Origin of the sequence: Streptomyces sp. NPDC091682 (assembly GCF_044756625.1) — a bacterium.
Lineage (GTDB): Bacteria > Actinomycetota > Actinomycetes > Streptomycetales > Streptomycetaceae > Streptomyces.
In genome coordinates, this window is record NZ_JBIVTH010000005.1 from 1 (window position 1) to 22,803 (window position 22,803).

The following is a 22,803-nucleotide window of genomic DNA, read 5'->3' on the forward strand; positions in this document are numbered from 1 at the left end:
GAACCCCCACCATCACCCTCGCCGCATGACCACCCCAAACGCCCGCATACCCGGCACCACGTCCTTGACGAAGGACATAGAGACACCCCCCCCGCGGAGTGCGCAAACGGCGGCGGCCGCGCCTCCCGGAAGGGAAGCGCGGCCGCCGCCGTGCGGACGGGGAGGGCCGATCGAGGATCAGGCGCCCATCGCGTGCAGGCCGCCGTCCACGTGGACGATCTCGCCGGTGGTCTTCGGGAACCAGTCCGAGAGCAGGGCGACGACGCCCTTGCCGGCCGGCTCCGGGTCGCTCATGTCCCAGTTCAGCATGGAGCGGGTGTTCCAGACCTCGGCCAGCTCGCCGAACCCCGGGATGGACTTCGCGGCCATGGAGCCGATCGGACCGGCCGAGACCAGGTTGCAGCGGATGTTCTCCTTGCCCAGGTCGCGGGCGAGGTAACGGCTGGTGGCCTCCAGGGCGGCCTTGGCCGGGCCCATCCAGTCGTACTGCGGCCAGGCGAACTGCGCGTCGAAGGTGAGGCCGACGATGGCCGCGCCCTCCGCCGGGAACAGCGGCTTGCAGGCCATGGCCAGCGACTTCAGCGAGAACGCCGAGACGTGCATGGCGGTGGCCACCGACTCGAACGGGGTGTTCAGGAAGTTGCCGCCGAGGGCGTCCTGCGGCGCGAAGCCGATGGAGTGGACGACGCCGTCGAGGCCGCCGAGCTCGTCGCGGACGAGGCTCTCCAGGCGGGCCAGGTGCTCGTCGTTGGTGACGTCGAGCTCGATCACCTTGACCGGCTTCGGCAGCTTCTTCGCGATGCGCTCGGTCAGCGACGGCCGCGGCCACGCGGTGAGGATGACCTCTGCGCCCTGCTCCTGAGCCAGCCGGGCCGTGTGGAAGGCGATGGACGACTCCATCAGCACACCCGTGATGAGGATGCGCTTGCCCTCGAGAATTCCGCTCATGGTGATCAGTGACCCATGCCCAATCCGCCGTCAACGGGAATGACGGCTCCGGTGATGTACGCGGCGTCGTCGGACGCCAGGAAGCGAACGGCTGCCGCGATCTCCTCGGGCTGCGCGTAACGGCCGAGCGGCACCTGGCCCACGATGCCCGCGCGCTGCTCGTCGGTGAGCACCTTCGTCATGTCGGTGTCCACGAAACCGGGGGCGACGACGTTGAAGGTGATGTTGCGGGAACCCAGCTCGCGGGCGAGGGAGCGGGCGAAGCCCACCAGCGCGGCCTTGGAGGCGGCGTAGTTGGCCTGGCCGGCCGAGCCCAGGAGGCCGACGACCGAGGAGATCAGGACGACGCGGCCCTTCTTGGCCCGGAGCATGCCCCGGTTCGCGCGCTTGACCACCCGGAACGTGCCGGTGAGGTTGGTGTCGAGGACGGAGGTGAAGTCCTCTTCGGACATGCGCATCAGCAGCGTGTCCTTGGTGATGCCGGCATTGGCCACGAGGACCTCGACCGCGCCGTGCGCGTCCTCGATCTCCTTGTAGACCTGCTCCACCTGCTCGGAGACGGTGATGTCGCAGCGCACCGCTAGGACACCGAGGGAGGTGAGCGCCTCCGGCGGCTCACCCGACCGGTACGTGATCGCGACCTTGTCGCCGGCCTCCGCGAAGGCTTGGGCGATGGCGAGGCCGATGCCCCGGTTTCCTCCGGTGACGAGAACCGAGCGGCTCAACGGATCACCCTTTCGCTAGCGGTCTGAATACCAAAAACCTATAGGTCGCACCGCTCGTACGGGGAATCGACCCCCGACAGGGCCTTGCGACCGGCTCTGTCGAATCCCTACAGAAAGATGTAGGCACGAAGCCCCCGATCGCGACATGATCGGGGCGACCGGCCCCGACCACGGGAGGACTTCCGTGCCCCATTCCATCGACGCGGTCTTCACCGCGCTGCCCCTGCGGGCGCTCGCCGATGCGGCGCTCGCCCGGGCCCGCGCGCTGGGCGCCGAGCATGCCGACTTCCGGCTGGAACGGATCCGCAGCGCCTCCTGGCGCCTGCGGGACGCCAAGCCGTCCGGTGGCTCCGACACCACCGATCTCGGGTACGCGGTCCGGGTCGTGCACGGGGGCAGCTGGGGATTCGCCTCCGGTGTGGACCTGACCATGGACGCCGCCGCCAAGGTGGCCTCGCAGGCCGTGGCCATGGCGAAGCTGTCCGCCCAGGTGATCAAGGCCGCGGGGTCGGACGAGCGCGTGGAGCTCGCCGACGAGCCGGTGCACGCCGACCGGACGTGGATCTCCGCCTACGACGTGAACCCCTTCGACGTGCCGGACGCCGAGAAGGCCGCGCTGCTCGCCGACTGGAGCTCGCGCCTGCTGGCGGCCGACGGGGTGGCCCACGTGGACGCCTCGCTGCTCGCCGTCCACGAGAACAAGTTCTACGCCGACACCGCGGGCACCTCGACCACGCAGCAGCGGGTCCGGATCCACCCGCAGCTCACCGCGGTCGCCGTGAACGGCGGAACCGGCGAGTTCGACTCGATGCGCACCATCGCCCCGCCGGCGGGGCGCGGCTGGGAGTACCTGACCGGCACCGGCTGGGACTGGAACTCCGAGCTGGAGCAGATCCCCGGCCTGCTCGCCGAGAAGATGCGGGCGCCGAGCGTCGAGGCCGGCCGCTACGACCTGGTGGTGGACCCGTCCAACCTGTGGCTCACCATCCACGAGTCCATCGGCCACGCTACCGAGCTGGACCGGGCGCTGGGCTACGAGGCGGCGTACGCGGGGACCTCCTTCGCCACCTTCGACCAGCTGGGCAAGCTCAAGTACGGCTCCCCGATCATGAACGTGACGGGCGACCGCACCGCCGAGCACGGTCTGGCCACCGTCGGCTTCGACGACGAGGGCGTCCAGGCGCAGAGCTGGGACCTGGTCAAGGACGGCACCCTGGTCGGCTACCAGCTGGACCGGCGGATCGCGAAGCTGACCGGCCTCGGGCGCTCCAACGGCTGCGCCTTCGCCGATTCCCCCGGGCACGTGCCGGTCCAGCGGATGGCGAACGTCTCCCTCCAGCCGGATCCGGGCGGGCTCTCGACCGAGGACCTGATCGGCGGGGTGGAGCGCGGGATCTACGTGGTCGGCGACCGCTCGTGGTCGATCGACATGCAGCGCTACAACTTCCAGTTCACCGGGCAGCGGTTCTTCCGGATCGAGAACGGCAAGCTGGCGGGGCAGCTGCGCGACGTCGCCTACCAGGCCACCACCACCGATTTCTGGGGCTCGATGGAGAAGGTCGGCGGCCCGCAGACCTACGTCCTGGGCGGCGCCTTCAACTGCGGCAAGGCCCAGCCGGGCCAGGTGGCGGCGGTCTCGCACGGCTGCCCGTCCGCGCTGTTCCGCGACGTGAACATCCTGAACACCACGCAGGAGGCCGGGCGATGAGCTCGTCGATTCGCATCACCAAGCCCCACGAGGTCGTCGAGCGGGCCCTGGAGCTGTCCACGGCCGACGGTTGCGTCGTCATCGCGGACGAGGGGTCGAGCGCCAATCTCCGCTGGGCGGGCAACGCCCTGACGACGAACGGCGTGACCCGCGGCCGGACCCTGACGATCATCGCCACGGTCGACGGGAAGGAGGGCACGGCCTCGGGGGTCGTCTCGCGCTCCGCCGTGACCGCGGACGACCTGGAGCCGCTGGTCCGGGCCGCCGAGGCGGCCGCCCGCGGGGCGGGCCCGGCCGAGGACGCCCAGCAGCTGGTCGCCGGGATCCCGGCCTCGCCGGACTTCACCGACGCCCCGGCCGAGACGAGTTCGGCGGTCTTCGCGGACTTCGCCCCGGCCCTCGGCGAGGCCTTCGCCCGGGCCCGTGAGGGCGGCCGGGAGCTGTACGGCTTCGCCCACCACGAGCTGGTCTCCACGTACGTGGGCACCTCGACGGGCCTGCGGCTGCGCCACGACCAGCCGAACGGCACCCTGGAGCTGAACGCGAAGTCCCCGGACCGGCAGCGCTCCGCCTGGGCGGGCCGCTCCACCCGGGACTTCAAGGACGTGGACCCGACCGCGCTGGACGCGGAGCTCGCCGTGCGCCTCGGCTGGGCGGAGCGGAAGATCGACCTGCCCGCGGGCCGGTACGAGACCCTGCTGCCGCCGACCGCCGTGGCCGACCTGCTGATCTACCAGATGTGGTCGGCGGCGGCCCGGGACGCGGTGGAGGGCCGTACGGTCTTCTCCAAGCCCGGCGGCGGCACGCGGCTCGGCGAGAAGCTGTCCGGGCTGCCGCTCACCCTGCGCAGCGACCCGAACGCGCCGGGCCTGGAGTCCGCGCCGTTCGTGATCGCGCACAGCTCCGGCGACGACGCCTCGGTGTTCGACAACGGCCTGCCGGTCCCGGCGACCGAGTGGATCGCGGACGGTCACCTGAACCGGCTGAGCACGACCCGGCACACGGCGGGCCTGACCGGAATGCAGCTCTCCCCCGGCTTCGGGAACCTGATCCTGGACGCGGGCGGCGAGAAGTCCCTCGACGAGATGGTCGCGGCCACCGAGCGGGGCCTGCTGCTGACCTGCCTCTGGTACATCCGCGAGGTGGACCCGGCGACGTTGCTGCTCACCGGCCTGACCCGGGACGGCGTCTACCTGGTGGAGAACGGGCAGGTGGTCGGCGAGGTCAACAACTTCCGGTTCAACGAGTCCCCCGTGGACCTGCTGTCGCGGGCCTCGGAGGCCGGCCGGACCGAGAAGACCCTGCCGCGCGAGTGGAGCGACTGGTTCACCCGTGCCGCGATGCCGGCCCTGCGCATCCCGGACTTCAACATGAGCTCGGTGAGCAAGGGCGTCTGACCACCTAGAATGTGCGGGTAGACCCCTCATCCTCATCCCTACTCACTCCATCTCTCAAGGAGAGTCACGACCGTGACTGACATCGTCGACGAACTGAAGTGGCGCGGGCTCTTCGCCCAGTCCACCGACGAAGAAGCGCTGCGCAAGGCCTTCGCGGACGGTCCGGTCACCTTCTATTGCGGTTTCGACCCGACCGCGGCCTCGCTGCACGTGGGGCACCTGGTCCAGGTGCTCACCGTGCGCCGGCTCCAGCAGGCCGGCAACCGGCCGCTGGCGCTGGTCGGCGGGGCCACGGGGCAGATCGGCGACCCGCGACCGACGGCCGAGCGGACCCTGAACGACCCGGAGACCGTCGCGAACTGGGTGACCCGGCTGCGCACCCAGATCGAACCGTTCCTGTCCTTCGAGGGCGAGAACGCGGCGCTCATGGTGAACAACCTGGACTGGACGGCGGGCATGTCCGCCATCGAGTTCCTGCGGGACATCGGCAAGCACTTCCGCGTCAACAAGATGCTGACGAAGGACTCGGTCGCCAAGCGGCTCGACTCCGACCAGGGCATCAGCTACACCGAGTTCAGCTACCAGCTGCTCCAGGGCATGGACTTCCTGGAGCTGTACCGGCGCTACGGCTGCGTGCTCCAGCAGGGCGGCTCCGACCAGTGGGGCAACCTGACGGCCGGGCTCGACCTGATCCACCGGGTCGAGCCGGGCGCGGTCGTGCACGCGCTGGCGACTCCGCTGATGGTCAAGGCGGACGGCACCAAGTTCGGCAAGTCCGAGAGCGGCGCCGTGTGGCTCGACCCGGAGATGACCACGCCGTACGCGTTCTACCAGTTCTGGCTGAACGTGGACGACCGGGACATCTCCACCTACATGCGGATCCTGTCCTTCAAGTCCCGCGAGGAGCTGGAGGAGCTGGAGGCACAGACCGCCGAGCGGCCGCAGGCGCGCGCCGCCCAGCGGGCGCTGGCCGAGGAGCTGACCACGCTCGTGCACGGCGCCGACCAGTGCGCCGCCGTGATCGCCGCGTCGAAGGCACTGTTCGGTCAGGGCGACCTGGCGGAGCTGGACGAGGCCACGCTGGCCGCGGCCCTGTCCGAGCTGCCGCACGTCCAGGTGCCGGAACCCGGCCTCGTGGTGGACCTGCTCGCGGAGACCGGCCTGGTCGCGAGCAAGTCGGCCGGCCGCCGGACCGTGAAGGAGGGCGGTGCCTACGTGAACAACGCGAAGGTCACCGCCGAGGACGCGGTCCCCGCCAAGGAGGACCTGCTCCACGGGCGCTGGCTGGTGCTGCGCCGCGGCAAGAAGAACCTGGCCGCGGTGGAGGTCACCGGCGCCTGACCCGACCGGCGCGCCGCAGGGCACGACCGAGCGGCGAGCACTGCGGAGCGCGGCGGACCACGGCGGAGGGGCCGGTTCGGACCATGTGGTCCGGCCGGCCCCTCCGTCATGACCCGCGGTGGGTCACGTCGTCTGCCGCTTGCCCTTGATCGCTCCGTACGCCATCTCGCCGAGCGCGACCACGAGGACCGCTCCCGCGATCTGCAGCAGGTGCCTGGTCCAGTCGATGCCCGCGGTCTCACCCACACCGATCCACGTGGCCACCGCATTGCCGATGACGGCACCGACGATGCCGAACAGGGTGGTCAGCCACAGGGGCTGGTGCTGCTTGCCCGGCAGGATGGCCTTGGCTATCAGCCCCAGCACGAAACCGACGATGATCGCCCACAACCAACCCATGTCGAGCCTCCTCCCGGCGCGTTGTGCGCACGTGCGCCCAGTGTCGACCCATCCGGCGTACGGCGCATTTCGGACGGCGTCGTACGGGGGTCCCCCCTCGCCTCCCGGCCCGGGGACGGGCGTACCGTGGAAGGGACCGGGTCGAGAGCGCCCGGAGGGCGATCGGGTGGTGGAGCGTGGAGCGGACGAAGCGGCAGAAGCGGAACGGGGCCGAGGTCTTCCGGATCACCGGCGCACGGATGGGTCTCGCCGAGGACGTGCGGGGCCGCCAGCGGCGATACGTGATCTCGATGGGGATCAGGACCCTGTCGGTCATCGCGACCGTACTGTTGTGGAACGTACAGCGCCCGGTGGCCATCGTGACGCTCGTGGCGGGAGCCCTGCTCCCCTACGTGGCCGTGGTCATTGCCAATGCCGGACGGGAGTCGACGCCCTCGCTGCCCTCGCACTTCGTCCCGGCCCCCGTGCGGCCGGCGCTCGACCCTGGAAACCTCAGGAAAAGCTCAGATCAATCGTGAAGTTCCTGTGCACTCCAGCGGGTCCTGCGTGACATACTGCTCACGCGCTCCGCATCCCCCGTCGGAGCGACGGACCGACGCCGGGCAGCTCCCCCCGTGGCTGCTCGGCGTCGCCATTCCGTTCTAATGTGGGCCTGTGACTTCCTCCAACGCCTCCGGCCCCGACGAGAACCCCATCTGCTCCGCCAAGGGCTGTCGCGACGCGGCCGCATGGGTCCTGGCGTGGAACAATCCGACGCTGCACGCGCCGGAGCGGCGCAAGACCTGGCTGGCGTGCGAGGAGCACCGCGAACACCTCTCCCAGTTCCTGGGGGTCCGCGGTTTCCTCAAGGACGTCGTGAAACTGGACGAGTGGGTACAGCCGGAGGGCTCGGAACGCCAGCGCTGAACCGCCCTGACGTGACCTCACCTGACCCGCCCTGACCTGGTCCGGGACTGCGGTCCCGGGACCCGGGTCAGCCGCCGATCGCGGACATCGGGCGGTCGGGCTGCAGGAAGGACGGGTCGTCGAGGCCGGACCCCGCCTTCTTGCCCCACATGGCGACCTTCCACAGCCGGGCGATCTCCTCGTCCGGGGCGCCCGAGCGCAGGGCCGCGCGCAGGTCCGACTCCTCGGTCGCGAACAGGCACGTGCGCACCTGGCCGTCGGCCGTGAGCCGCGTACGGTCGCAGGCGCTGCAGAACGGGCGGGTGACCGAGGCGATGACACCGACGGTGGCCGGGCCCCCGTCGACCACCCAGCGCTCGGCCGGGGCGGAGCCGCGCTCGGCGGCGCCTTCCTCGGTGAGCGTGAAGCGGGTGCGCAGGGACTCCAGGATGTCCCCGGCGGTGATCATGCCGTCGCGCTTCCAGCCGTGCTGGGCGTCGAGCGGCATCTGCTCGATGAAGCGGAGCTCGTACTCGTTCTCCACGGCCCAGGCCAGCAGGTCGGGGGCCTCGTCGTCGTTGAGGCCGGGCATGAGCACGGCATTGACCTTGACGGGGGTGAGGCCGGCCTCGCGCGCCGCGGCCATGCCGTCGATGACGTCCTTGTGCCGGTCGCGGCGGGTGAGGGTCTTGAAGACGTCGGGGCGCAGGGTGTCCAGCGAGACGTTCACCCGGTCCAGGCCGGCGGACTTCAGGGCCTGCGCGGTGCGCTTCAGGCCGATACCGTTGGTGGTCAGGGACATCTTGGGGCGGGGCTCCAGGGCGGCGCACCGCTCGACGATGCCGACCAGGCCGGGTCGCAGCAGCGGCTCGCCGCCGGTGAACCGGACCTCGGTGATCCCCAGCTGCGTGACCGCGATGCGGATCAACCGGACGATCTCGTCATCACTGAGCAGGTCCGACTTGCCGAGCCACTGCAGCCCCTCTTCGGGCATGCAGTAGGTGCACCGCAGATTGCACCGGTCCGTCAGTGAGACGCGCAGGTCAGTGGCCACGCGGCCGTAGGTATCGAGAAGCACTGTGGGCCCCCTCCCCTGTCCGGAAGTAGAGGTACGCGCGGACATCGGATCTACTTCACGCGTTCTATTTCGAGACTACGTGACGCCTGTGTCATCCAGAGGTGCCTGAATGAACGAGACGTGACGTGGCCGCGTCGTAGGGATCTACGACGCGGCCACGCTGGGTGTTCGGACGATGTCAGTGCGCCCCGGTTCCGGTGAGGGAACGCACCTCCAGCTCGGCGAACTTCTGGGGGTCGGCCTTCTCTTTGGAGAGGACGGTTCCCAGCCAGCCCAGCAGGAAGCCGAGGGGGATCGAGATGATCCCCGGGTTCTCCAGCGGGAACCAGAAGAAGTCCGCTTCCTTGAACATGGAGGTGGGCTTTCCGGACACCACCGGGGAGAACAGCACCAGGCCAACCGCCGACACCAGTCCGCCGTAGATGGACCAGAGCGCGCCCTGGGTGGTGAAGCGCTTCCAGAAGAGGCTGTAGAGGATCGTCGGCAGGTTCGCGGAGGCGGCGACCGCGAAGGCGAGCGCGACCAGGCCGGCCACGTTCAGGTCGCGGGCCAGCGCGCCGAGGCCGATGGCGACCGCTCCGATGACGACGGTGGACCAGCGGGCCGCGCGCATCTCCTCCTTCTCGGTGGCCTTGCCCTTGCGGATCACGTTGACGTACAGGTCGTGCGCGAAGGACGAGGAGGAGGCGAGGGTGAGGCCCGCGACGACGGCCAGGATGGTGGCGAAGGCGACCGCGGAAATCACGGCGAGCAGGATGGCGCCGCCGGTGGAGTCGGGGCCGCCGCCGACGGCCTGGGCCAGCAGGGGTGCGGCGGTGTTGCCGGCCTTGTTCGAGGCCAGGATGTCGGCCCTCTTCAGCAGGGCCGCGGCACCGAAGCCGAGGGCGATGGTCATCAGGTAGAACGCGCCGATGATGCCGATGGCCCAGTTCACGGACTTGCGGGCGGCCTTGGCCGTGGGCACGGTGTAGAAGCGGATCAGGATGTGCGGAAGCCCCGCGGTGCCGAGGACGAGGGCGAGGCCGAGCGAGAGGAAGTCCAGCTTCGAGGTCGAGTCCTTGCCGTACTTGAGACCGGGTTCGAGGAACTTCACCCCCTGTCCGCTGTTCTCGGCGGCCTTGCCCAGCAGGTCGGAGATGTTGAAGTGGAACTTCAGCAGCACCAGGAAGGTGATCAGCAGGGCCCCCGCGATCAGCAGCACCGCCTTGATCATCTGGACCCAGGTGGTGCCCTTCATCCCGCCGATGGTCACGTAGACGATCATCAGTACGCCGACCAGCGCGACGACGGCCACCTTGCCGCCGTCGCTGGTGATGCCCAGGAGCAGGGAGACGAGCACGCCGGCGCCGGCCATCTGGGCGAGCAGGTAGAAGATCGAGACCACGATGGTGGAGGTGCCGGCGGCGGTGCGGACGGGCCGCTGGCGCATCCGGTACGCGAGGACGTCGCCCATCGTGTAGCGGCCGGAGTTGCGCAGCGGCTCGGCGACGAGCAGCAGGGCGACCAGCCAGGCGACGAGGAAGCCGATCGAGTAGAGGAAGCCGTCGTAGCCAAAGAGGGCGATGGCTCCGGCGATGCCGAGGAAGGACGCGGCGGACATGTAGTCGCCGGAGATGGCGAGGCCGTTCTGGAAGCCGGTGAACTGGCGGCCGCCCGCGTAGAAGTCGGCGGCGCCCCGGGTCTGGCGGCCGGCCCAGACCGTGATGATCAGGGTGGCGACGACGAACAGTCCGAACAAGGTGATGATCAGCGGACGGTGCTCGGAGGCTCCCGCGGCGAGCGTCGTCAGGTGGTGCGCGCCGCTCATTCGGCGGCCTCCATCCGCGCCTTGATGGCCTCGGCCTTGGGGTCGAGCTTCGCGGCGGCGTGCCGTGCGTAGAGCCAGGCGATCAGGAAGGTCGTCGCGAACTGGGCGAGGCCGAGCACGAGGGCGACGTTGATGTTGCCGAAGAGCTTGGTCCCCATGAAGCCGCCCGCGTAGTTGGACAGCAGGACGTAGAGCAGGTACCAGGCGATGAAGGCCACGGTGAGCGGGAAGGCGAAGGAGCGGTAGGAGCTGCGCAGTTCGGCGAAGTCCGCGCTCTGCTGGACGCTCGCGTAGTCAGCTGCCGTGGGGACCGCCGTGGGCGTTCCCGCGCTGCCGGGCGGCGGCGCTGCTTCGGTGGTCACGGGGGGATCTCCTTGTGACGCGGGTGCGGTGGGGACGACGGACAAAACAACCTCCGTGTGGGGGGACGGTGGTGCCGAGCCCCCCTGTCAACGGCACGGACGGCGCGTCGGGACGGTTCAACACCGATTGATTCTTGGGGAATTGATTTCTCGAACTGATGGCGGAGAGGGGAACGGCGACGCTAGGTTCACTTGTCATGAACCCGCCCGACGTGACCGCGTCCGGGCGGCTTTTTCGAAGATGACCTGGAGAACCCATGGATCAGCTGGGGTCGCGTGCGCCCAAGAAGCGCAGCCGTGCTCTCGCCGTACCCGTCGGCCTGGCGCTCACCGCCTCGCTCGCCTTCCTGCCCGCGATCTCGGCCTCGGCCGCCCCGCTGGCCGCTGCGGCCGACACGGCGACGGCCGCGAAGGCCGACGCCTCCAGCCCCAAGTTGTCGTACGTGGCCAACCTGAACGCGTACGCCACGGTGAAGGCGGCGAAGAAGGCGATCGAGCGGGCCGGCGGCACGGTGGTGACGGCCTACGAGCAGATCGGGGTCGTGGTCGCACACTCCCAGGACCCGGACTTCGCCAAGCAGCTGCGCGCCCAGCGCGGCCTGTTCGTGTCGGTCGGCGCCACCCGGACGGCCCCGATGACGGCGGCGCGGACCACCGACGAGGGCGCGACCCAGCAGCTGAGCGCGGCGGACGCCGCCAAGGCTGCGGCAGCGGCCCAGGAGGGTCAGGAGCCGCTGGAGCCCAACCAGTGGGACCTGCGGACGATCAAGGCCGACAAGGCTCACAAGATCAACGATGGCAGTCGGAACGTCACCGTGGGCATCATCGACACGGGGGTCGACGACACCCACCCCGATCTCGCCCCGAACTTCTCCAAGGGCCAGTCGGCCAACTGCGTGGGCGGCGTCGCCGACACCACCGAGGGCGCCTGGCGCCCGTACCCCGACGGCAGCGACCACGGCACGCACGTGGCCGGCACCATCGGGGCCGCGCGCAACGGCATCGGCGTCAGCGGTGTCGCGCCGGGCGTGCAGATCGCCGCGATCAAGGTGAGCGAGCCCGGGACCAGCCTCTTCTACACCGAAGCGGTCGTCTGCGGCTTCATGTTCGCCGCCGAGACGGGGATCGAGGTGACCAACAACAGCTACTACGTCGACCCCTGGCTCTTCAACTGCAAGTCGGACGACGACCAGAAGGCGCTGGTGGAGGCCATCGGCCGGGCCACCAAGTACGCCGAGCGCAAGGGCACGCTGCACATCGCCTCGGCCGGCAACTCCAACCAGGACCTGGCCGCGGCCTCCCTGGAGGACACGACCAGCCCGAACGACACCACCCCGGTCACCCGCACCATCGACCCGAAGGTCTGCCTGGACCTGCCCGCGCAGCTGCCGGGCGTGGTCACCGTCTCCGCGACCGGCGACAAGGGCCTGCGCTCGTACTACTCCAGCTACGGCCTCGGGGTCGTGGACGTCGCCGCCCCCGGTGGTGACAAGTGGCAGGTCCCGGACACCCCGGACTCCAACGGACGCGTGCTGTCGACCGTCCCGGGCGGGGGCTACGGCTACAAGCAGGGCACCTCGATGGCCGCCCCGCACGTCGCCGGCGTCGCGGCGCTCCTCAAGAGCGCCCACCCGTCGGCCACGCCCTCGCAGCTCCAGGCGATGCTGAAGGCCCAGTCCACCAAGGCTGCCTGCCCGACGCAGATATACGACGCCACGGGCACCCTGATCGACGCCACCACCTGCCGGGCCAAGTGGGGCCAGACCGGCTACTACGGCTACGGCGTGATCGACGCGCTCAAGGCCGTGAAGTAGTCCGACCCGGCGGACGAACGGCCGGGCCGGGCGGGGATCACCCCGCCCGGCCCGGCCGCGCTCGCACCCGGCGGTGGATCAGGGCTTGATCATCACCTTGAGCGCGCTGCGGTCGTCCATCGCCCGGTAGCCGTCCGGGACCTCGTCCAGGGACACCGCCCGGTCGAAGACGGGCGCCGGGTCGATCGCGCCGCTGAGCACGTCCTCCAGCAGCTCCGGGATGTACGCGCGGACCGGGGCCACACCGCCGCGCAGGGTGATGTTGCGGTCGAACATGACACCGAGGTCGAGGCCGGTGCCGCTGCCGTGCGGGACGCCGACGTAGCCGATGGCCCCGCCGTCGCGGGTGATGTTCACGGCGGTGCGCATCGACTGTTCGGTGCCGACCGCCTCGATGACCGCGTGCGCGCCCCGGCCGCCGAGGAGCTCGCGCACGGCCGCCTCGGCGGCCTCGCCGCGCTCGGCGACGACGTCGGTGGCCCCGAAGAGCTTGGCGATGTCCGTACGTACGGTGTGGCGGCCCAGGGCGATGATCCGCTCGGCGCCCAGGCGCTTGGCGGCGAGGACGCCACACAGGCCGACCGCGCCGTCGCCGACGACGGCGACCGTGGAGCCCTCGCGCACGCCCGCGCCCAGCGCGGCGTGGTGGCCGGTGCCCATGACGTCGGACAGCGCGAGCAGCCCGGTCAGCAGGTGGTCGTCGGAAACGGCCTCGGCGGGCAGCTTCACCAGGGTGCCGTCGGCGTGCGGGACGCGGACGGCCTCGCCCTGGCCCCCGTCGTGGCCGACCGAGCCCCAGAAGCCGCCGTGCTCGCAGGAGGTGAAGAGGCCCTCGGAGCAGTACTCGCAGGTGCCGTCCGACCACATGAAGGGCGCGACGACGAGGTCGCCGGCCCGCAGGCCGGACACGGCGGAGCCGGTCTCCTCGACGACGCCCAGGAACTCGTGGCCGATGCGCTGGCCGGGCTGACGCGCGGCCTCGCCACGGTAGGCCCACAGGTCGCTACCGCAGATACAGGCACGCAGGACGCGAACGACGGCGTCCTCGGGGCGCTGGATCGCAGCGTCGGGCACCTCCTCCACGCGTATGTCGTGCGGGGCGTGGATGACGGTGGCGCGCATGGTGATGCAGTCCTCCGGTTCGAAATCGTTCAGTCTTGTACGACTGTGGAACCGTCCTACCGTACGCCTGCTTCCCGGGAGGTCGCGCCAGTGGCCAGCAGGTACTGGGCGGCCAGGTACGTGGCCATGATCCAGAAGTCCGGGCGGGGCAGCTGGGGCCATTCGGCGACGCCGGTGGCGATGAGGGTGTCGGAGAGCAGGAACAGCCCGCCCCCGATCCCGGCCCGCAGGCCGAGGGCGCTGGAACGGAACGCCATCGCGGTGAGCAGCAGGCTGTAGCCGGCCACGGGGATCCGCAGGTCGGGCGGCAGATCGGACCACAGCAGGGCGACGGTGCCGAGGAGGGCGAGCGCGTACGCACCCCCGACCAGCGGGTTCGCGGGCCGCTTGCCGAAGAGGACGAGGTAGCAGACGTGCCCGACGGCGAAGGAGCCCATGCCCACGAGGAAGGCGGGCTCGGCGTCGAAGAGCAGGGCCAGGTCGCCGCCCCAGCCGAACAGCAGGGCGGCGAGCAGCAGCCGGGGGGCGCCGCGGGTGGCCATGTGGGTCACCAGCAGCGGCATCAGCAGCGGCTTGGCGACGACGTGCCCGAGGTGCCAGCCGGCGAGGAGCGAGCCGAGGTCGACGGCGGCGGCCACGGCGAAGGCCAGGAGGGCGATGTGGCCGAGGCGCGACCGACCGGCCGGCGTCGGGGCCGCGGCCCAGGCGGGGGCGGGTCGGCCCGGGGACTCGGCGGTGCTCACGCGGTGGTCTCCTGTACGGCCGGGGCGGCGGGGTCGGTGGCGGCACCGGTGGCCGGAGCGGATGCGGTTGTGGGTGCGGATGCGGATGCGGATGCGGATGCGGGCTGCCAGCCGGGGCCGCGGAAGACGTGTCCGGCCCGCTGGCGCCAGCTCCCGGCGGCGCGCACGTCCCGGGCGATGGCCGCGTACTCGTGGGTGGCCACGCGCAGCGGGTTGAAGGTGCCGATGTTCTTGGTGAGCCCGTAGACGGGCTTGTCCGTCTCGCCCACCCAGGAGCCGAACATCCGGTCCCAGACGATCAGGATGCCGCCGTAGTTGCGGTCGAGGTAGCCGCCCTGCGAGGCGTGGTGGACCCGGTGGTGGGAGGGGGTGTTGAAGACGTACTCGTAGGGCCGCGGCAGCTTCCCGATGCGCTCGGTGTGGACCCAGAACTGGTAGAGCAGGTTGATCCCGTAGCAGAAGGGGATCGCCGCCGGATGCACGCCGAGGGCCACCATGGGCAGGTAGAACCACCAGGTGGTCGCGCTGGTCCAGGGCTGGCGCAGGGCGGTGGTGAGGTTGAACCGCCGGCTGCTGTGGTGGACCACGTGGCAGGCCCACAGGATGCGGATGACGTGGTGGAGACGGTGCTGCCAGTAGTAGAGGAAGTCCTGGGCGAGCAGCATCAGCAGGGCGGTCCACCACAGGAACGGCACGCGCAGCGGGGTCAGTTCGTAGACCGCGGTGAAGACGGCGACGACCGGGATCTTCCAGAGCAGGTCGAAGCCGATGCTGCCGAGCCCCATGGTGATGCTCGTGGCGGCGTCCTTGGCGTCGTAGCCGGCGGCGTCCTCGTCGGGATGGAGCCGGTAACTCACCACCTCGATGACGGTGAGCAGCACGAAGGCAGGTATGGACCACAGCACGACATCGGGCAGGTTCGGCATGTCCCGCACCATAGAGGCGCTCTCGGGGGTGCCGCTAGGGGTTGTTACCGATCGGTATCCATCGGGGTTACCGGCGGTTCACGCGATGATGTCCGGACCAAGGGGAGGGCGGGGCATGACGGGCTTGGAGACGCTTCTCTTACGGGCGGCGGGGACGGCGGCGGGGACGCTGGTGAAGTCCCTCCTGGCCCGGGCCCCGGGAGCGGGCCTGGTGGCCGACCCGACACGGCCGGCCCCGCGCTGGCGCAAGCCTCCGGCGGAACTCGGCGACGCGGAGCTGCGGCGCCTGGCCGAAGCCCTGGCGGAGCGCCTCGGCGAGGCGGCGGCCCGGCTGCCGGAGCACGAACGCCTGGCGGCGCTGGACGCGGTCGGCGACGCCTTCGCGGCGCTCGGCCCCCTGGACCCGGAGTCCCTCTTCGCGGCGGACCTCGACCCGACGGCCCTGGCGGCGACCCTCCCCGACCCGCCGGCGGGCCTGAGCCCGGCGGCGGAGGCCCTGTACGGCCGGCTGGTCCGGCTGTGCTGCACCCACGCGGTGGAGTACGTGACGACCCTGCCGGGCTTCGGCGCCCGTGCGGAGGTGGAACTGGTCCGGCGGACGGGCGAGCTGGTGCGCTCATTGGACCGACTGGGCTCCACCGGGGCCGGAGCGGCGTACGCCTTCGAGGAGCGGTACGCGCAGTACGTGGCCCGCGCCCACGGCCGCCTCCAGCTCTTCGGCCTCACCCTCAGCCGCTCCCGCCAGGAATGGCCGCTGGACGTGGCGTACATCAGCCTGTCGGTCAGCGGTGAGGAGTCCCCCCAGGAAGCGCTGGGGTCCCACAGGACCTCGACCGATGTGCAGCACACGCTGCGGGACGCTCCGCGGCTCCTCCTACGCGGACCGGCCGGATCCGGCAAGAGCACCCTGGTCCAATGGCTCGCGCTCAACGCCGCCCGGCGGACCTTCGGTCCGGAGCTCGACGAACTGAACCGGTCGGTGCCGTTCGTCCTGCGTCTGCGCTCCCTCATCAGGTCCCAGGAACCGCCGCCGATGCCGGAGTACTTCCTACAGGCGACGGGAGTCCCGTTGCATGGCGAGGCACCCCCGGGCTGGGCATCGGCCCTCATGCGCAGCGGGCGGGCACTCGTCCTCGTCGACGGCGTGGACGAGGTTCCGCAGCACCTGCGCAACCAGACGGAGGCCTGGCTGTGGTCGTTGGTCGGAGCGTATCCGGACGCCCGGTACGTCGTGACGACCCGGCCTTCGGCGGTAAGGGAGGACTGGTTGTCGGGCCACGGCTTCTCACGGAGCTCCCTCCTACCGATGGAGCGTCGGGGCACCAAGGCGTTCATCACCCACTGGCACGACGCGGCGCGAACTGACTGCCACTCCGCCGAGGAGCTGGCTCACCTCGACCGGTACGAACAGTCCCTCGTACGGGCCGTGAGTACACGCCGCGACCTGGGACGGCTGGCGACCAACCCCTTGATGTGCGCACTGCTCTGTGCGCTCAACCGGGATCGGCACATGCACCTCCCGCGCGCCCGCAAGGAGCTCTACGATGCCGCGCTCGACATGCTTCTCGTCCGCCGTGACAACGAGCGCGAGATCACCGGGGTCGAGGGGGTCTACCTGTCCCGGGACGAGCAGACACTGCTGCTCCAGCGGCTCGCCTACTGGTTGATCCGCAACGAGCATCTGGAGGCGGACCACGACGAGGTCGTGGCGATGGTGGACAGATGGCTCGATGCCATGCCCCAAGTCCGGGCCCAGGGAAGCAGCGCACAGCAGGTGTTCAACCACCTCTTGATCCGCAGCGGCCTGCTGATCGAGCCCGTACCCGGCTCGGTCCAGTTCGTGCACCGAACCTTCCGGGACTACCTCGGCGCCAAGGCCGCCGTGGAGGCCCGGGACTTCGGCGTGCTGGTGGGACACGCGCACGAGGACGCCTGGGACGACGTCGTCCGGATGGCCGTGGGCCATGCCCGCCCCGATGAACGCGCCCGCCTGCTACGCCAGTTGCTCCGGCGCTCCGAGAAGGTCAAGGCCTATCGCCACCGGCTGGTACTCCTGGCCGCGGCCTGCCTGGACCACGCTCCCGAGCTGGACCCGGAGATCCATGGCGAAGTGCAGGCCAGGACCGCGAAGCTGCTGCCTCCACGAACTCCGGAACAGGCAGAGGACCTGGCCAAAGCCGGGGAGATGGTGTTGGAGCTGTTGCCGGGTCCCGACGGTCTGAGCGGGGGCGAGGCTGCCTCATGCATCCGGACGGCCGCGCTGGTGGGCGGGGACCGGGCGCTCCAGGTGATCGCCGGCTTCGGTCAGGACCACCGGTACGAGGTGGCGCACGAGGTCTCCGAGTCGTGGGGGCGCTTCGAAACCACCGCCTACGCGGAATCAGTGCTGGCCAACGCTTCCCCCGGCGAGGCACATCTGCACATCCGGACCCCCGAGCAACTGACGGCGTACGCGGGGCTTCCCCACATCCGCCGTGTTCACCTCAGCTGGACCGGACGCATACCCGCCGTGATCAGCACCCGGCGGGACCTGGAGTGGCTGGTGCTTCAGGGAAATCCCGAACTGCGGGATCTGTCGGCGCTGGCGGGCCACGACGCCCTGCGGCATCTCGGGGTCTTCGACTGCCCCGATCTGGAGGGCATCGAGCCGGTGGGCGGACTACCCGTGAACAGCCTGTCGTTCGGCTACGTGCCGGAGGGAATGTCCCTGGCCCCGCTCGGCAGAGTCGCAGGGCTCCGCTCACTGGTCATCGGTTTCGAGCCCAAGGAACGACGTCTCGCGGACATCCCCGCCGCGCCGGAACTGACGAAACTGACCTTGTGGCAGGGCGCCCGTGGAGTCTCCCTCGACGGACTCGAGCGCTGGCCCGCGCTGACCTCGCTCACGGTCTCGGGCGACATCCAGTACGTACAGCTCGTGGCAGGGTGGCCGCTCACCGGTCTGACCTCCCTGCAGATCCGGTTCACCACGCTGGTCGACCTCGGCCACCTGCTGCCGTACCGGCATCTGGAGGAATTGATGTTGCTGCGCTGCGGGCTCGATGGTGGTGGCCTGGAGCCCCTGCTGGACCTTCCGACGCTCACCCGGCTGCGCCTCGCCGAATGCGCCGGGACCGTGGACGTCTCACCCTTGGCGAGGGCGGACCACTTGCGCCTGGAACTCGACCGGCAGACCTCGTTCACGGGGATAGAGCGGATCCCACCGGAGCGGATCACGTTCTTCTAACGTGCCGCCCCGGCGGGAGCCGGTGTCACCAGACCCGGACCGAGCTCCCCCGGGCGAAGGCCGGGCTGGTGGCTCCCGGTGGGATCTCCGTCAGGGGCTTCGCGATCTCCGAGACCAGCGGGCCGTGCTTGGCGGCGACCGCGTCCAGCAGGGCGAGGTCGAAGCCGTACACGCGGGCCGCGTTGCCGCCGACCATCGCGGCGACCTCCTCGCGCGGCAGGCCCGCGTAGGCGATGCGGAGGCCTTCGCGGGAGAAGGGGGTGGTGCCCTCGTCGTGCGGGTAGTCGCTGCCCCACATGATCTTGTCGAGGCCGATCCGCTCCCGCAGCGGGACCTCGTGGGGGCGCATGAAGCTCGCTCCCACGAAGCAGTTGTCCCGCCAGACCTCGCTCGGGCCCCGGCCCATCGACTCCGCGAGGCCCGCCCCGAACTTGGATTCGGCCGTGGCCGATGCCGCGACCAGGCGGCCGTGGTAGTAGTCCAGCATCTCCAGCACGCCGGGGATCCACCCGGAGCCCTGCTCCGTCAGGACCAGCTTGAGGCCCGGGTGGCGGCGGAAGGCCCCGCCGAAGACGAGGTGCCACAGGGCGCGGTGCGAGAACCAGGTCGTCTCCACCATGAAGACGGCCCGGGCCGCCGGTTCGTCGCCGAGCGGTGGTGAGGCCGATCCGCCGTGGTGGTTGACCGGGACGTCCAGCTCGTCGCACACCGCCCAGATGGGGTCGTAGGCGGCGGAGTACAGCTCGGGAACGGTGGAGCCGGGCGGCACGCCCGGCAGCAGGATGCCGCCCGTCAAGCCGGCCGCCCGCGCCCGGCGGATCTCGCCGACCGCCGCGTCCACGTCGTTCAGCAGGATCTGCGCGACCCCCGCCCGCCGCCCCGGCGCGTCCGCGCAGAAGTCCGCCAGCCAGCGGTTGTGGGCCTGCAGCCCCGCCCAGCGCAGCTCGTACTCGGCGGCCGTCGGGGGCTGGGCCATCAGGGAGGCCTTGGGGAAGAACGGCGGGATCGTGTTCGGGAAGAGGACTTCCGCGACGATGCCGTCCGCCTCGAGTTCGGCGAGGCGGCGCGCCGAGTTCCAGTTGCGGTCGGCGGTGTCCGCGAGGAGGTCCTCGTACGGGTTCACGTACGTGGCGGCCCAGGCGTCGAAGTCCTCGTGGTGGCGCTTGGCCAGGTACGGCTTGTAGTCCAGCAGGTCGGCGCCGGCGTGGCAGTCCGCCGAGATCACCGTGTAGCGGTCGTCGCCCGTCACTGCGAAACCCCCAGGACCGGGAAGTCGTGGTCGGTGAGCCAGTGGCGGCCCACCTCGCGGGAGCGGGCCCAGGAGGCCTCCACCGCCGCCTGGTCCGGGGACTGGCCCAGTTCCGCCGGGGTGGGGCCGATCCGGCGGGCGATCGGGGCCAGCTCCGCGGTGTCGAAGCCGAAGACCTCGGCCGCCGCGAGCCCGACCATCCGGCGGGCCTCGACGACCGGAATGTCGTGGAAGGTGTTCTTCAGCCAGGCCCGGGTGTTCGGCCAGGTGCCCTCGGGGTGCGGGAAGTCCGAGCCCCACAGGATGTTGTCCACACCGATCTCGTACCGCTGCGCGAGCTCCCGGCGCTTGGTGTTCGTCGCGCAGATGAACACCTGACGGTCCAGGTACTCGCTGGGCGGCCGCTTCAGCTCCTCGAACGGCGAGAGCTTCTTGCCGCCGTGCGCGCCGAGGTAGAGCCGGTCCATGAACCACAGCTGGTTGGGCAGCCACCAGCAGCCCGCCTCGGCGACGCCGAACTTCAGGCCGGGGTGGCGTTCGAAGACCCCCGACCAGAGCAGGAACCACAGCGGTCGGGCGGGCCACCAGGTGACCTCGGAGACGAAGATGCCCAGGTGGTCGCCGTACTCGTGGCGCGGCGAGGAACCGGAGTGGGTGACGATCGGCATCCGGGTCTCGGCGGCCGCGGCCCAGACGGGGTCGTAGCGGCGGTCGTGGTACGGCGCCTTGTCCACCCACATCGCGGGGATCATCAGCGCGCCCAGCCCGGACTCCTTGGCCCGGTGGATCTCGGCGACGACCTTCTCCGGTTCGCCCGTGATGGGGAGCAGGGCGACCCCGCAGTGCCGCTCGGGGTGCTGCCCGACGAACTCCGCGAGCCAGCGGTTGTGCGCCTGCGCGCCCGCCATGCCGAGCTCGGGGTCCTGGTCGCCGGAGAGGCCGAGGCCGACGCCGAAGGGGGCTGCGGTCTGGCTGTCGACGGCGTCCGCGTCGGGGAAGACGACTTCGGCGGCCACGCCGTCGCCGTCGAGTTCCTTGAGCCGCTGCCCGGTGTCCCAGCCGCCCTTGAGGCCTTCCTCGTGGTCGTGGAACCACTTCTCGGCGAAGGCCTCGTTGCGGACGCCGAGGCGGGTGGCCTCCGCCCGGCGGGCGTCGCGTTCGCCGAGGAACTCGTCGAACTGGGGGTGGAAGCGGGAGTCCAGGTAGGGCCGGTACTGCTCGGTGGGCAGGCCGGCGTGGCAGTCGGAGGAGATGATCAGGTACGGGTCTTCGGTCCGGCCTTCGGTCGGGTTTCCGGGCCGGTCTTCGTTCGTACTCACCACAGACGCCCCTCAGTCGAGGATGAAGCTTTCCAGGTAGCCGGGGTTGGTCCGGTCGAGCATCGACTGCGACCGGGCGCGGATCTGCCGGTCGCTGTGCTCGCCGGGCGGGAGCATCCAGAAGCGGTCGGCGCGGATGCCGTCGACGACGTGCTCGGCAACCTCCTCGACCGGGGTGAACCGCACCTCGTGGCCGGCCTCGCGCATCGCCGCCTCGTACTGGTCGAGGTTGCGGTACGGAGCCTTGCGCGGGCGTTCCTTCGCGTAGCGCTCGGGCCGGTTGCGGTGTGACTCCCACAGCCCGGTGCGCAGCATGTGCGGTCCGGGGAAGAGGACGGAGGCCCCGACGGCGGCGCCCTCCGCCTTGAGGTGGGCGTAGAGCGACTCGGTCATGGTGACCACGGCCGCCTTGGTGACGGCGTACACGGACGCGGTGGGCAGCGGGGCGATGCCGCCGTCGCCGGAGGAGGTGTTGACGACGTGGCCGGGGCCGCCGGCGGCGATCATGCGGGGGACGAAGGCCTGGATGCCGTGGAAGACCCCCCACACGTTGACGGAGAAGGCCCACTTCCAGTCGTTGGGCTCGTGCTCCCACATCCGGCCCTCGGCGCCGGAGCCGACGCCCGCGTTGTTGCAGAGCACGTGCACGGCGCCGAAGGTCTCGTAGGCGGCGTCGGCCAGCGCGATCACGGAGTCGCGGTCGCTGACGTCGACCACCCTGGCGAGGACCTGTGCCCCGTCCGCGACGAGTTCGTCGGCGGCCTTGTGCAGGGCGGCCTCCTCGACGTCGGCGAGGACCACCTTCAGTCCCTCGGTGGCGAAGCGGCGGGCCATGGCGAGGCCGATGCCACTGGCCGCGCCGGTGACGACGGCCACCTGTCCCGGTTCGAGCCGCATCTCACAGGCTCCCTTCGGGCGGTCCGTCGAGGATCTGCATGGGGTCGTCGTAGCGCTGGTGGACGTACGGGAGCAGGGCCTGGGCGCTGACCCGTTCGACGACGCGGCCCTTCTGGTCGGTGGTCTTCTCGCCGATGGTGATCTCCACGATCCGGCGGACGGGAAGGTCGGCGACCGGGTCGAACATCGACTCGCGCAGCACGACGTCCCCGGTGACGTGCTCCAGTTTGCGGACCTTCTCGTTGCGCGTGCAGTGCACGAGCACCGGGTCCACGTCGAAGCCGGAACCGTCGACGGCGGGCAGGAACTTGAAGTAGAAGTCGATCTTCTGGGTGGGCTCGGGCAGCGGCAGCGCGCGGTCCACGGCCCCGCGCACCTCGACGAAGGCGATCCCGTGCCGGGCGAGTGCGGCCCGTACGACGAGGCCGTCGCGCTCCACGGTGACCTCGCCGAGCTTCTTCGGCTCGCCGAAGACCTCGCGGCCGCCGGTCAGGGCCCGCTCCAGGGTCATCGGCATGACCAGGGGGTACCAGCCCTCGACCCCGCCGTGCTGGGCGGCGACGGCCACCGAGCCGGCGCCGAGCGGGTAGCCGGGCAGGTCGACCTTGCTGATGTTGGCCCGCACCAAGGGTCGGTCGGCCGGTTTGAGCGGCGGCGGCAGGACCGCCGCGACCACGTCGGGGTCGCTCTCCCAGACGGCTACGACGCCGGTGGACCAGATGTCGGGGAGCTTCGAACTCTTCTCGCGCGACGCCGCGATCTCGGCCTCGGTCCGCGCTCCGTACCGTACGCGTGCCATGTCTCGCACCATCCCTCGGCTCGGGGGGAGTCGATTCTGTAACACAGTTACACCGCTG

20 protein-coding genes are annotated in these 22,803 nt (G+C 70.7%); 7 read left to right on the forward strand and 13 right to left on the reverse strand.

Annotated features, from left to right (window positions below):
• Nucleotides 1–177: 177 nt before the first annotated feature.
• Nucleotides 178–948: an enoyl-ACP reductase FabI gene (fabI, locus tag ACIQK6_RS13000; protein WP_402694787.1), complete on the reverse strand. Its 771-nt coding sequence runs from the start codon at nt 946–948 to the stop codon at nt 178–180.
• A 5-nt stretch (nt 949–953) separates the two neighbouring features.
• A complete protein-coding gene (gene fabG / locus ACIQK6_RS13005; RefSeq protein WP_402694788.1) occupies nt 954–1,673 on the reverse strand; it encodes a 3-oxoacyl-[acyl-carrier-protein] reductase in 720 nt (239 codons plus the stop codon).
• 145 nt (nt 1,674–1,818) lie between these two features.
• Between fabG and ACIQK6_RS13010 the strand changes: the two genes are divergently transcribed.
• The 3 genes from ACIQK6_RS13010 (at nt 1,819) to tyrS (ending at nt 6,119) form a co-directional block, all read left to right on the forward strand.
• A complete protein-coding gene (locus ACIQK6_RS13010) occupies nt 1,819–3,381 on the forward strand; it encodes a TldD/PmbA family protein (protein ID WP_402694789.1) in 1,563 nt (520 codons plus the stop codon).
• Complete coding sequence (locus ACIQK6_RS13015) at nt 3,378–4,778, forward strand: metallopeptidase TldD-related protein (protein WP_329103443.1); 1,401 nt, start codon at nt 3,378–3,380, stop codon at nt 4,776–4,778. Before ACIQK6_RS13010 ends, ACIQK6_RS13015 begins: the two co-directional genes overlap by 4 nt.
• A gap of 72 nt (nt 4,779–4,850) precedes the next feature.
• Complete coding sequence (tyrS, locus tag ACIQK6_RS13020) at nt 4,851–6,119, forward strand: tyrosine--tRNA ligase (protein ID WP_329103441.1); 1,269 nt, start codon at nt 4,851–4,853, stop codon at nt 6,117–6,119.
• Between the two features lie 123 nt (nt 6,120–6,242).
• On the opposite strand, the gene ACIQK6_RS13025 is transcribed toward tyrS, so the two are convergent.
• Nucleotides 6,243–6,518 (reverse strand): GlsB/YeaQ/YmgE family stress response membrane protein, encoded by a 276-nt coding sequence (locus ACIQK6_RS13025; RefSeq protein ID WP_329103439.1) that lies wholly within the window; start codon nt 6,516–6,518, stop codon nt 6,243–6,245.
• Nucleotides 6,519–6,694: 176 nt separating this feature from the next.
• Between ACIQK6_RS13025 and ACIQK6_RS13030 the strand changes: the two genes are divergently transcribed.
• Entirely contained in the window at nt 6,695–7,036 is a 342-nt protein-coding gene (locus ACIQK6_RS13030) for a DUF3099 domain-containing protein (protein WP_329103437.1), read from the forward strand.
• 136 nt (nt 7,037–7,172) lie between these two features.
• Nucleotides 7,173–7,424, forward strand: coding sequence for a hypothetical protein (locus tag ACIQK6_RS13035; protein ID WP_329103436.1), 252 nt, complete (start codon nt 7,173–7,175; stop codon nt 7,422–7,424).
• A 67-nt stretch (nt 7,425–7,491) separates the two neighbouring features.
• Here the strand turns inward: ACIQK6_RS13035 and moaA are convergent, their stop codons facing one another.
• From moaA to ACIQK6_RS13050, 3 genes are all read right to left on the reverse strand, one after another.
• Complete coding sequence (moaA, locus tag ACIQK6_RS13040) at nt 7,492–8,481, reverse strand: GTP 3',8-cyclase MoaA (RefSeq protein ID WP_329103434.1); 990 nt, start codon at nt 8,479–8,481, stop codon at nt 7,492–7,494.
• A gap of 178 nt (nt 8,482–8,659) precedes the next feature.
• Nucleotides 8,660–10,288, reverse strand: coding sequence for a cation acetate symporter (locus ACIQK6_RS13045; RefSeq protein ID WP_329103432.1), 1,629 nt, complete (start codon nt 10,286–10,288; stop codon nt 8,660–8,662).
• Nucleotides 10,285–10,650: a DUF485 domain-containing protein gene (locus tag ACIQK6_RS13050; RefSeq protein WP_329103430.1), complete on the reverse strand. Its 366-nt coding sequence runs from the start codon at nt 10,648–10,650 to the stop codon at nt 10,285–10,287. Before ACIQK6_RS13050 ends, ACIQK6_RS13045 begins: the two co-directional genes overlap by 4 nt.
• Before the next feature lie 257 nt (nt 10,651–10,907).
• Here ACIQK6_RS13050 and ACIQK6_RS13055 point away from each other — a divergent pair, with 257 nt between their 5' ends.
• Complete coding sequence (locus ACIQK6_RS13055) at nt 10,908–12,464, forward strand: S8 family serine peptidase (protein ID WP_329103428.1); 1,557 nt, start codon at nt 10,908–10,910, stop codon at nt 12,462–12,464.
• Between the two features lie 78 nt (nt 12,465–12,542).
• On the opposite strand, the gene ACIQK6_RS13060 is transcribed toward ACIQK6_RS13055, so the two are convergent.
• Genes ACIQK6_RS13060 through ACIQK6_RS13070 form a run of 3 tightly spaced genes read right to left on the reverse strand, consistent with a single transcriptional unit; the run spans nt 12,543 to nt 15,255 of the window.
• Nucleotides 12,543–13,586, reverse strand: a complete 1,044-nt coding sequence (locus tag ACIQK6_RS13060; protein WP_266598059.1) for a zinc-dependent alcohol dehydrogenase family protein — start codon at nt 13,584–13,586, stop codon at nt 12,543–12,545.
• Nucleotides 13,587–13,642: 56 nt separating this feature from the next.
• Nucleotides 13,643–14,329 carry a lysoplasmalogenase gene (locus ACIQK6_RS13065; protein WP_402694790.1) on the reverse strand — a complete coding sequence of 229 codons (687 nt, stop codon included), beginning with the start codon at nt 14,327–14,329 and terminating at the stop codon, nt 13,643–13,645.
• Nucleotides 14,326–15,255, reverse strand: a complete 930-nt coding sequence (locus ACIQK6_RS13070) for a sterol desaturase family protein (protein WP_402694791.1) — start codon at nt 15,253–15,255, stop codon at nt 14,326–14,328. Before ACIQK6_RS13070 ends, ACIQK6_RS13065 begins: the two co-directional genes overlap by 4 nt.
• A 115-nt stretch (nt 15,256–15,370) precedes the next feature.
• Here ACIQK6_RS13070 and ACIQK6_RS13075 point away from each other — a divergent pair, with 115 nt between their 5' ends.
• Complete coding sequence (locus tag ACIQK6_RS13075; RefSeq protein ID WP_402694792.1) at nt 15,371–18,481, forward strand: NACHT domain-containing protein; 3,111 nt, start codon at nt 15,371–15,373, stop codon at nt 18,479–18,481.
• 25 nt (nt 18,482–18,506) lie between these two features.
• Here the strand turns inward: ACIQK6_RS13075 and ACIQK6_RS13080 are convergent, their stop codons facing one another.
• The 4 genes from ACIQK6_RS13080 to ACIQK6_RS13095 are packed head-to-tail and all read right to left on the reverse strand — an operon-like array spanning nt 18,507 to nt 22,745.
• Complete coding sequence (locus ACIQK6_RS13080; RefSeq protein WP_329103421.1) at nt 18,507–19,730, reverse strand: amidohydrolase family protein; 1,224 nt, start codon at nt 19,728–19,730, stop codon at nt 18,507–18,509.
• On the reverse strand, nt 19,727–21,049 hold the full coding sequence (locus tag ACIQK6_RS13085; RefSeq protein ID WP_402694793.1) for an amidohydrolase family protein: 1,323 nt from the start codon (nt 21,047–21,049) through the stop codon (nt 19,727–19,729). The genes ACIQK6_RS13080 and ACIQK6_RS13085 overlap by 4 nt, the downstream gene beginning before the upstream one ends.
• Nucleotides 21,050–21,061: 12 nt before the next feature.
• On the reverse strand, nt 21,062–21,946 hold the full coding sequence (locus ACIQK6_RS13090; RefSeq protein WP_329103416.1) for an SDR family NAD(P)-dependent oxidoreductase: 885 nt from the start codon (nt 21,944–21,946) through the stop codon (nt 21,062–21,064).
• 1 nt (nt 21,947) lies between these two features.
• The gene (locus tag ACIQK6_RS13095) at nt 21,948–22,745 is read right to left on the reverse strand and encodes an acetoacetate decarboxylase family protein (protein ID WP_402694794.1); all 798 of its coding nucleotides are present in this window, start codon (nt 22,743–22,745) and stop codon (nt 21,948–21,950) included.
• Nucleotides 22,746–22,803: the final 58 nt, after the last annotated feature.

Coding starts and splice junctions, on each gene's coding strand:
- ACIQK6_RS13015 (WP_329103443.1), top strand. CDS start 3,378: ATGAGCTCGTCGATTCGCATCACCAAGCCCCACGAGGTCGTCGAGCGG.
- ACIQK6_RS13045 (WP_329103432.1), bottom strand. CDS start 10,288: ATGAGCGGCGCGCACCACCTGACGACGCTCGCCGCGGGAGCCTCCGAG.
- fabI (WP_402694787.1), bottom strand. CDS start 948: ATGAGCGGAATTCTCGAGGGCAAGCGCATCCTCATCACGGGTGTGCTG.
- ACIQK6_RS13095 (WP_402694794.1), bottom strand. CDS start 22,745: ATGGCACGCGTACGGTACGGAGCGCGGACCGAGGCCGAGATCGCGGCG.
- ACIQK6_RS13060 (WP_266598059.1), bottom strand. CDS start 13,586: ATGCGCGCCACCGTCATCCACGCCCCGCACGACATACGCGTGGAGGAG.
- ACIQK6_RS13090 (WP_329103416.1), bottom strand. CDS start 21,946: ATGCGGCTCGAACCGGGACAGGTGGCCGTCGTCACCGGCGCGGCCAGT.
- ACIQK6_RS13010 (WP_402694789.1), top strand. CDS start 1,819: ATGATCGGGGCGACCGGCCCCGACCACGGGAGGACTTCCGTGCCCCAT.
- ACIQK6_RS13025 (WP_329103439.1), bottom strand. CDS start 6,518: ATGGGTTGGTTGTGGGCGATCATCGTCGGTTTCGTGCTGGGGCTGATA.
- ACIQK6_RS13055 (WP_329103428.1), top strand. CDS start 10,908: ATGGATCAGCTGGGGTCGCGTGCGCCCAAGAAGCGCAGCCGTGCTCTC.
- ACIQK6_RS13075 (WP_402694792.1), top strand. CDS start 15,371: ATGACGGGCTTGGAGACGCTTCTCTTACGGGCGGCGGGGACGGCGGCG.
- ACIQK6_RS13070 (WP_402694791.1), bottom strand. CDS start 15,255: ATGCCGAACCTGCCCGATGTCGTGCTGTGGTCCATACCTGCCTTCGTG.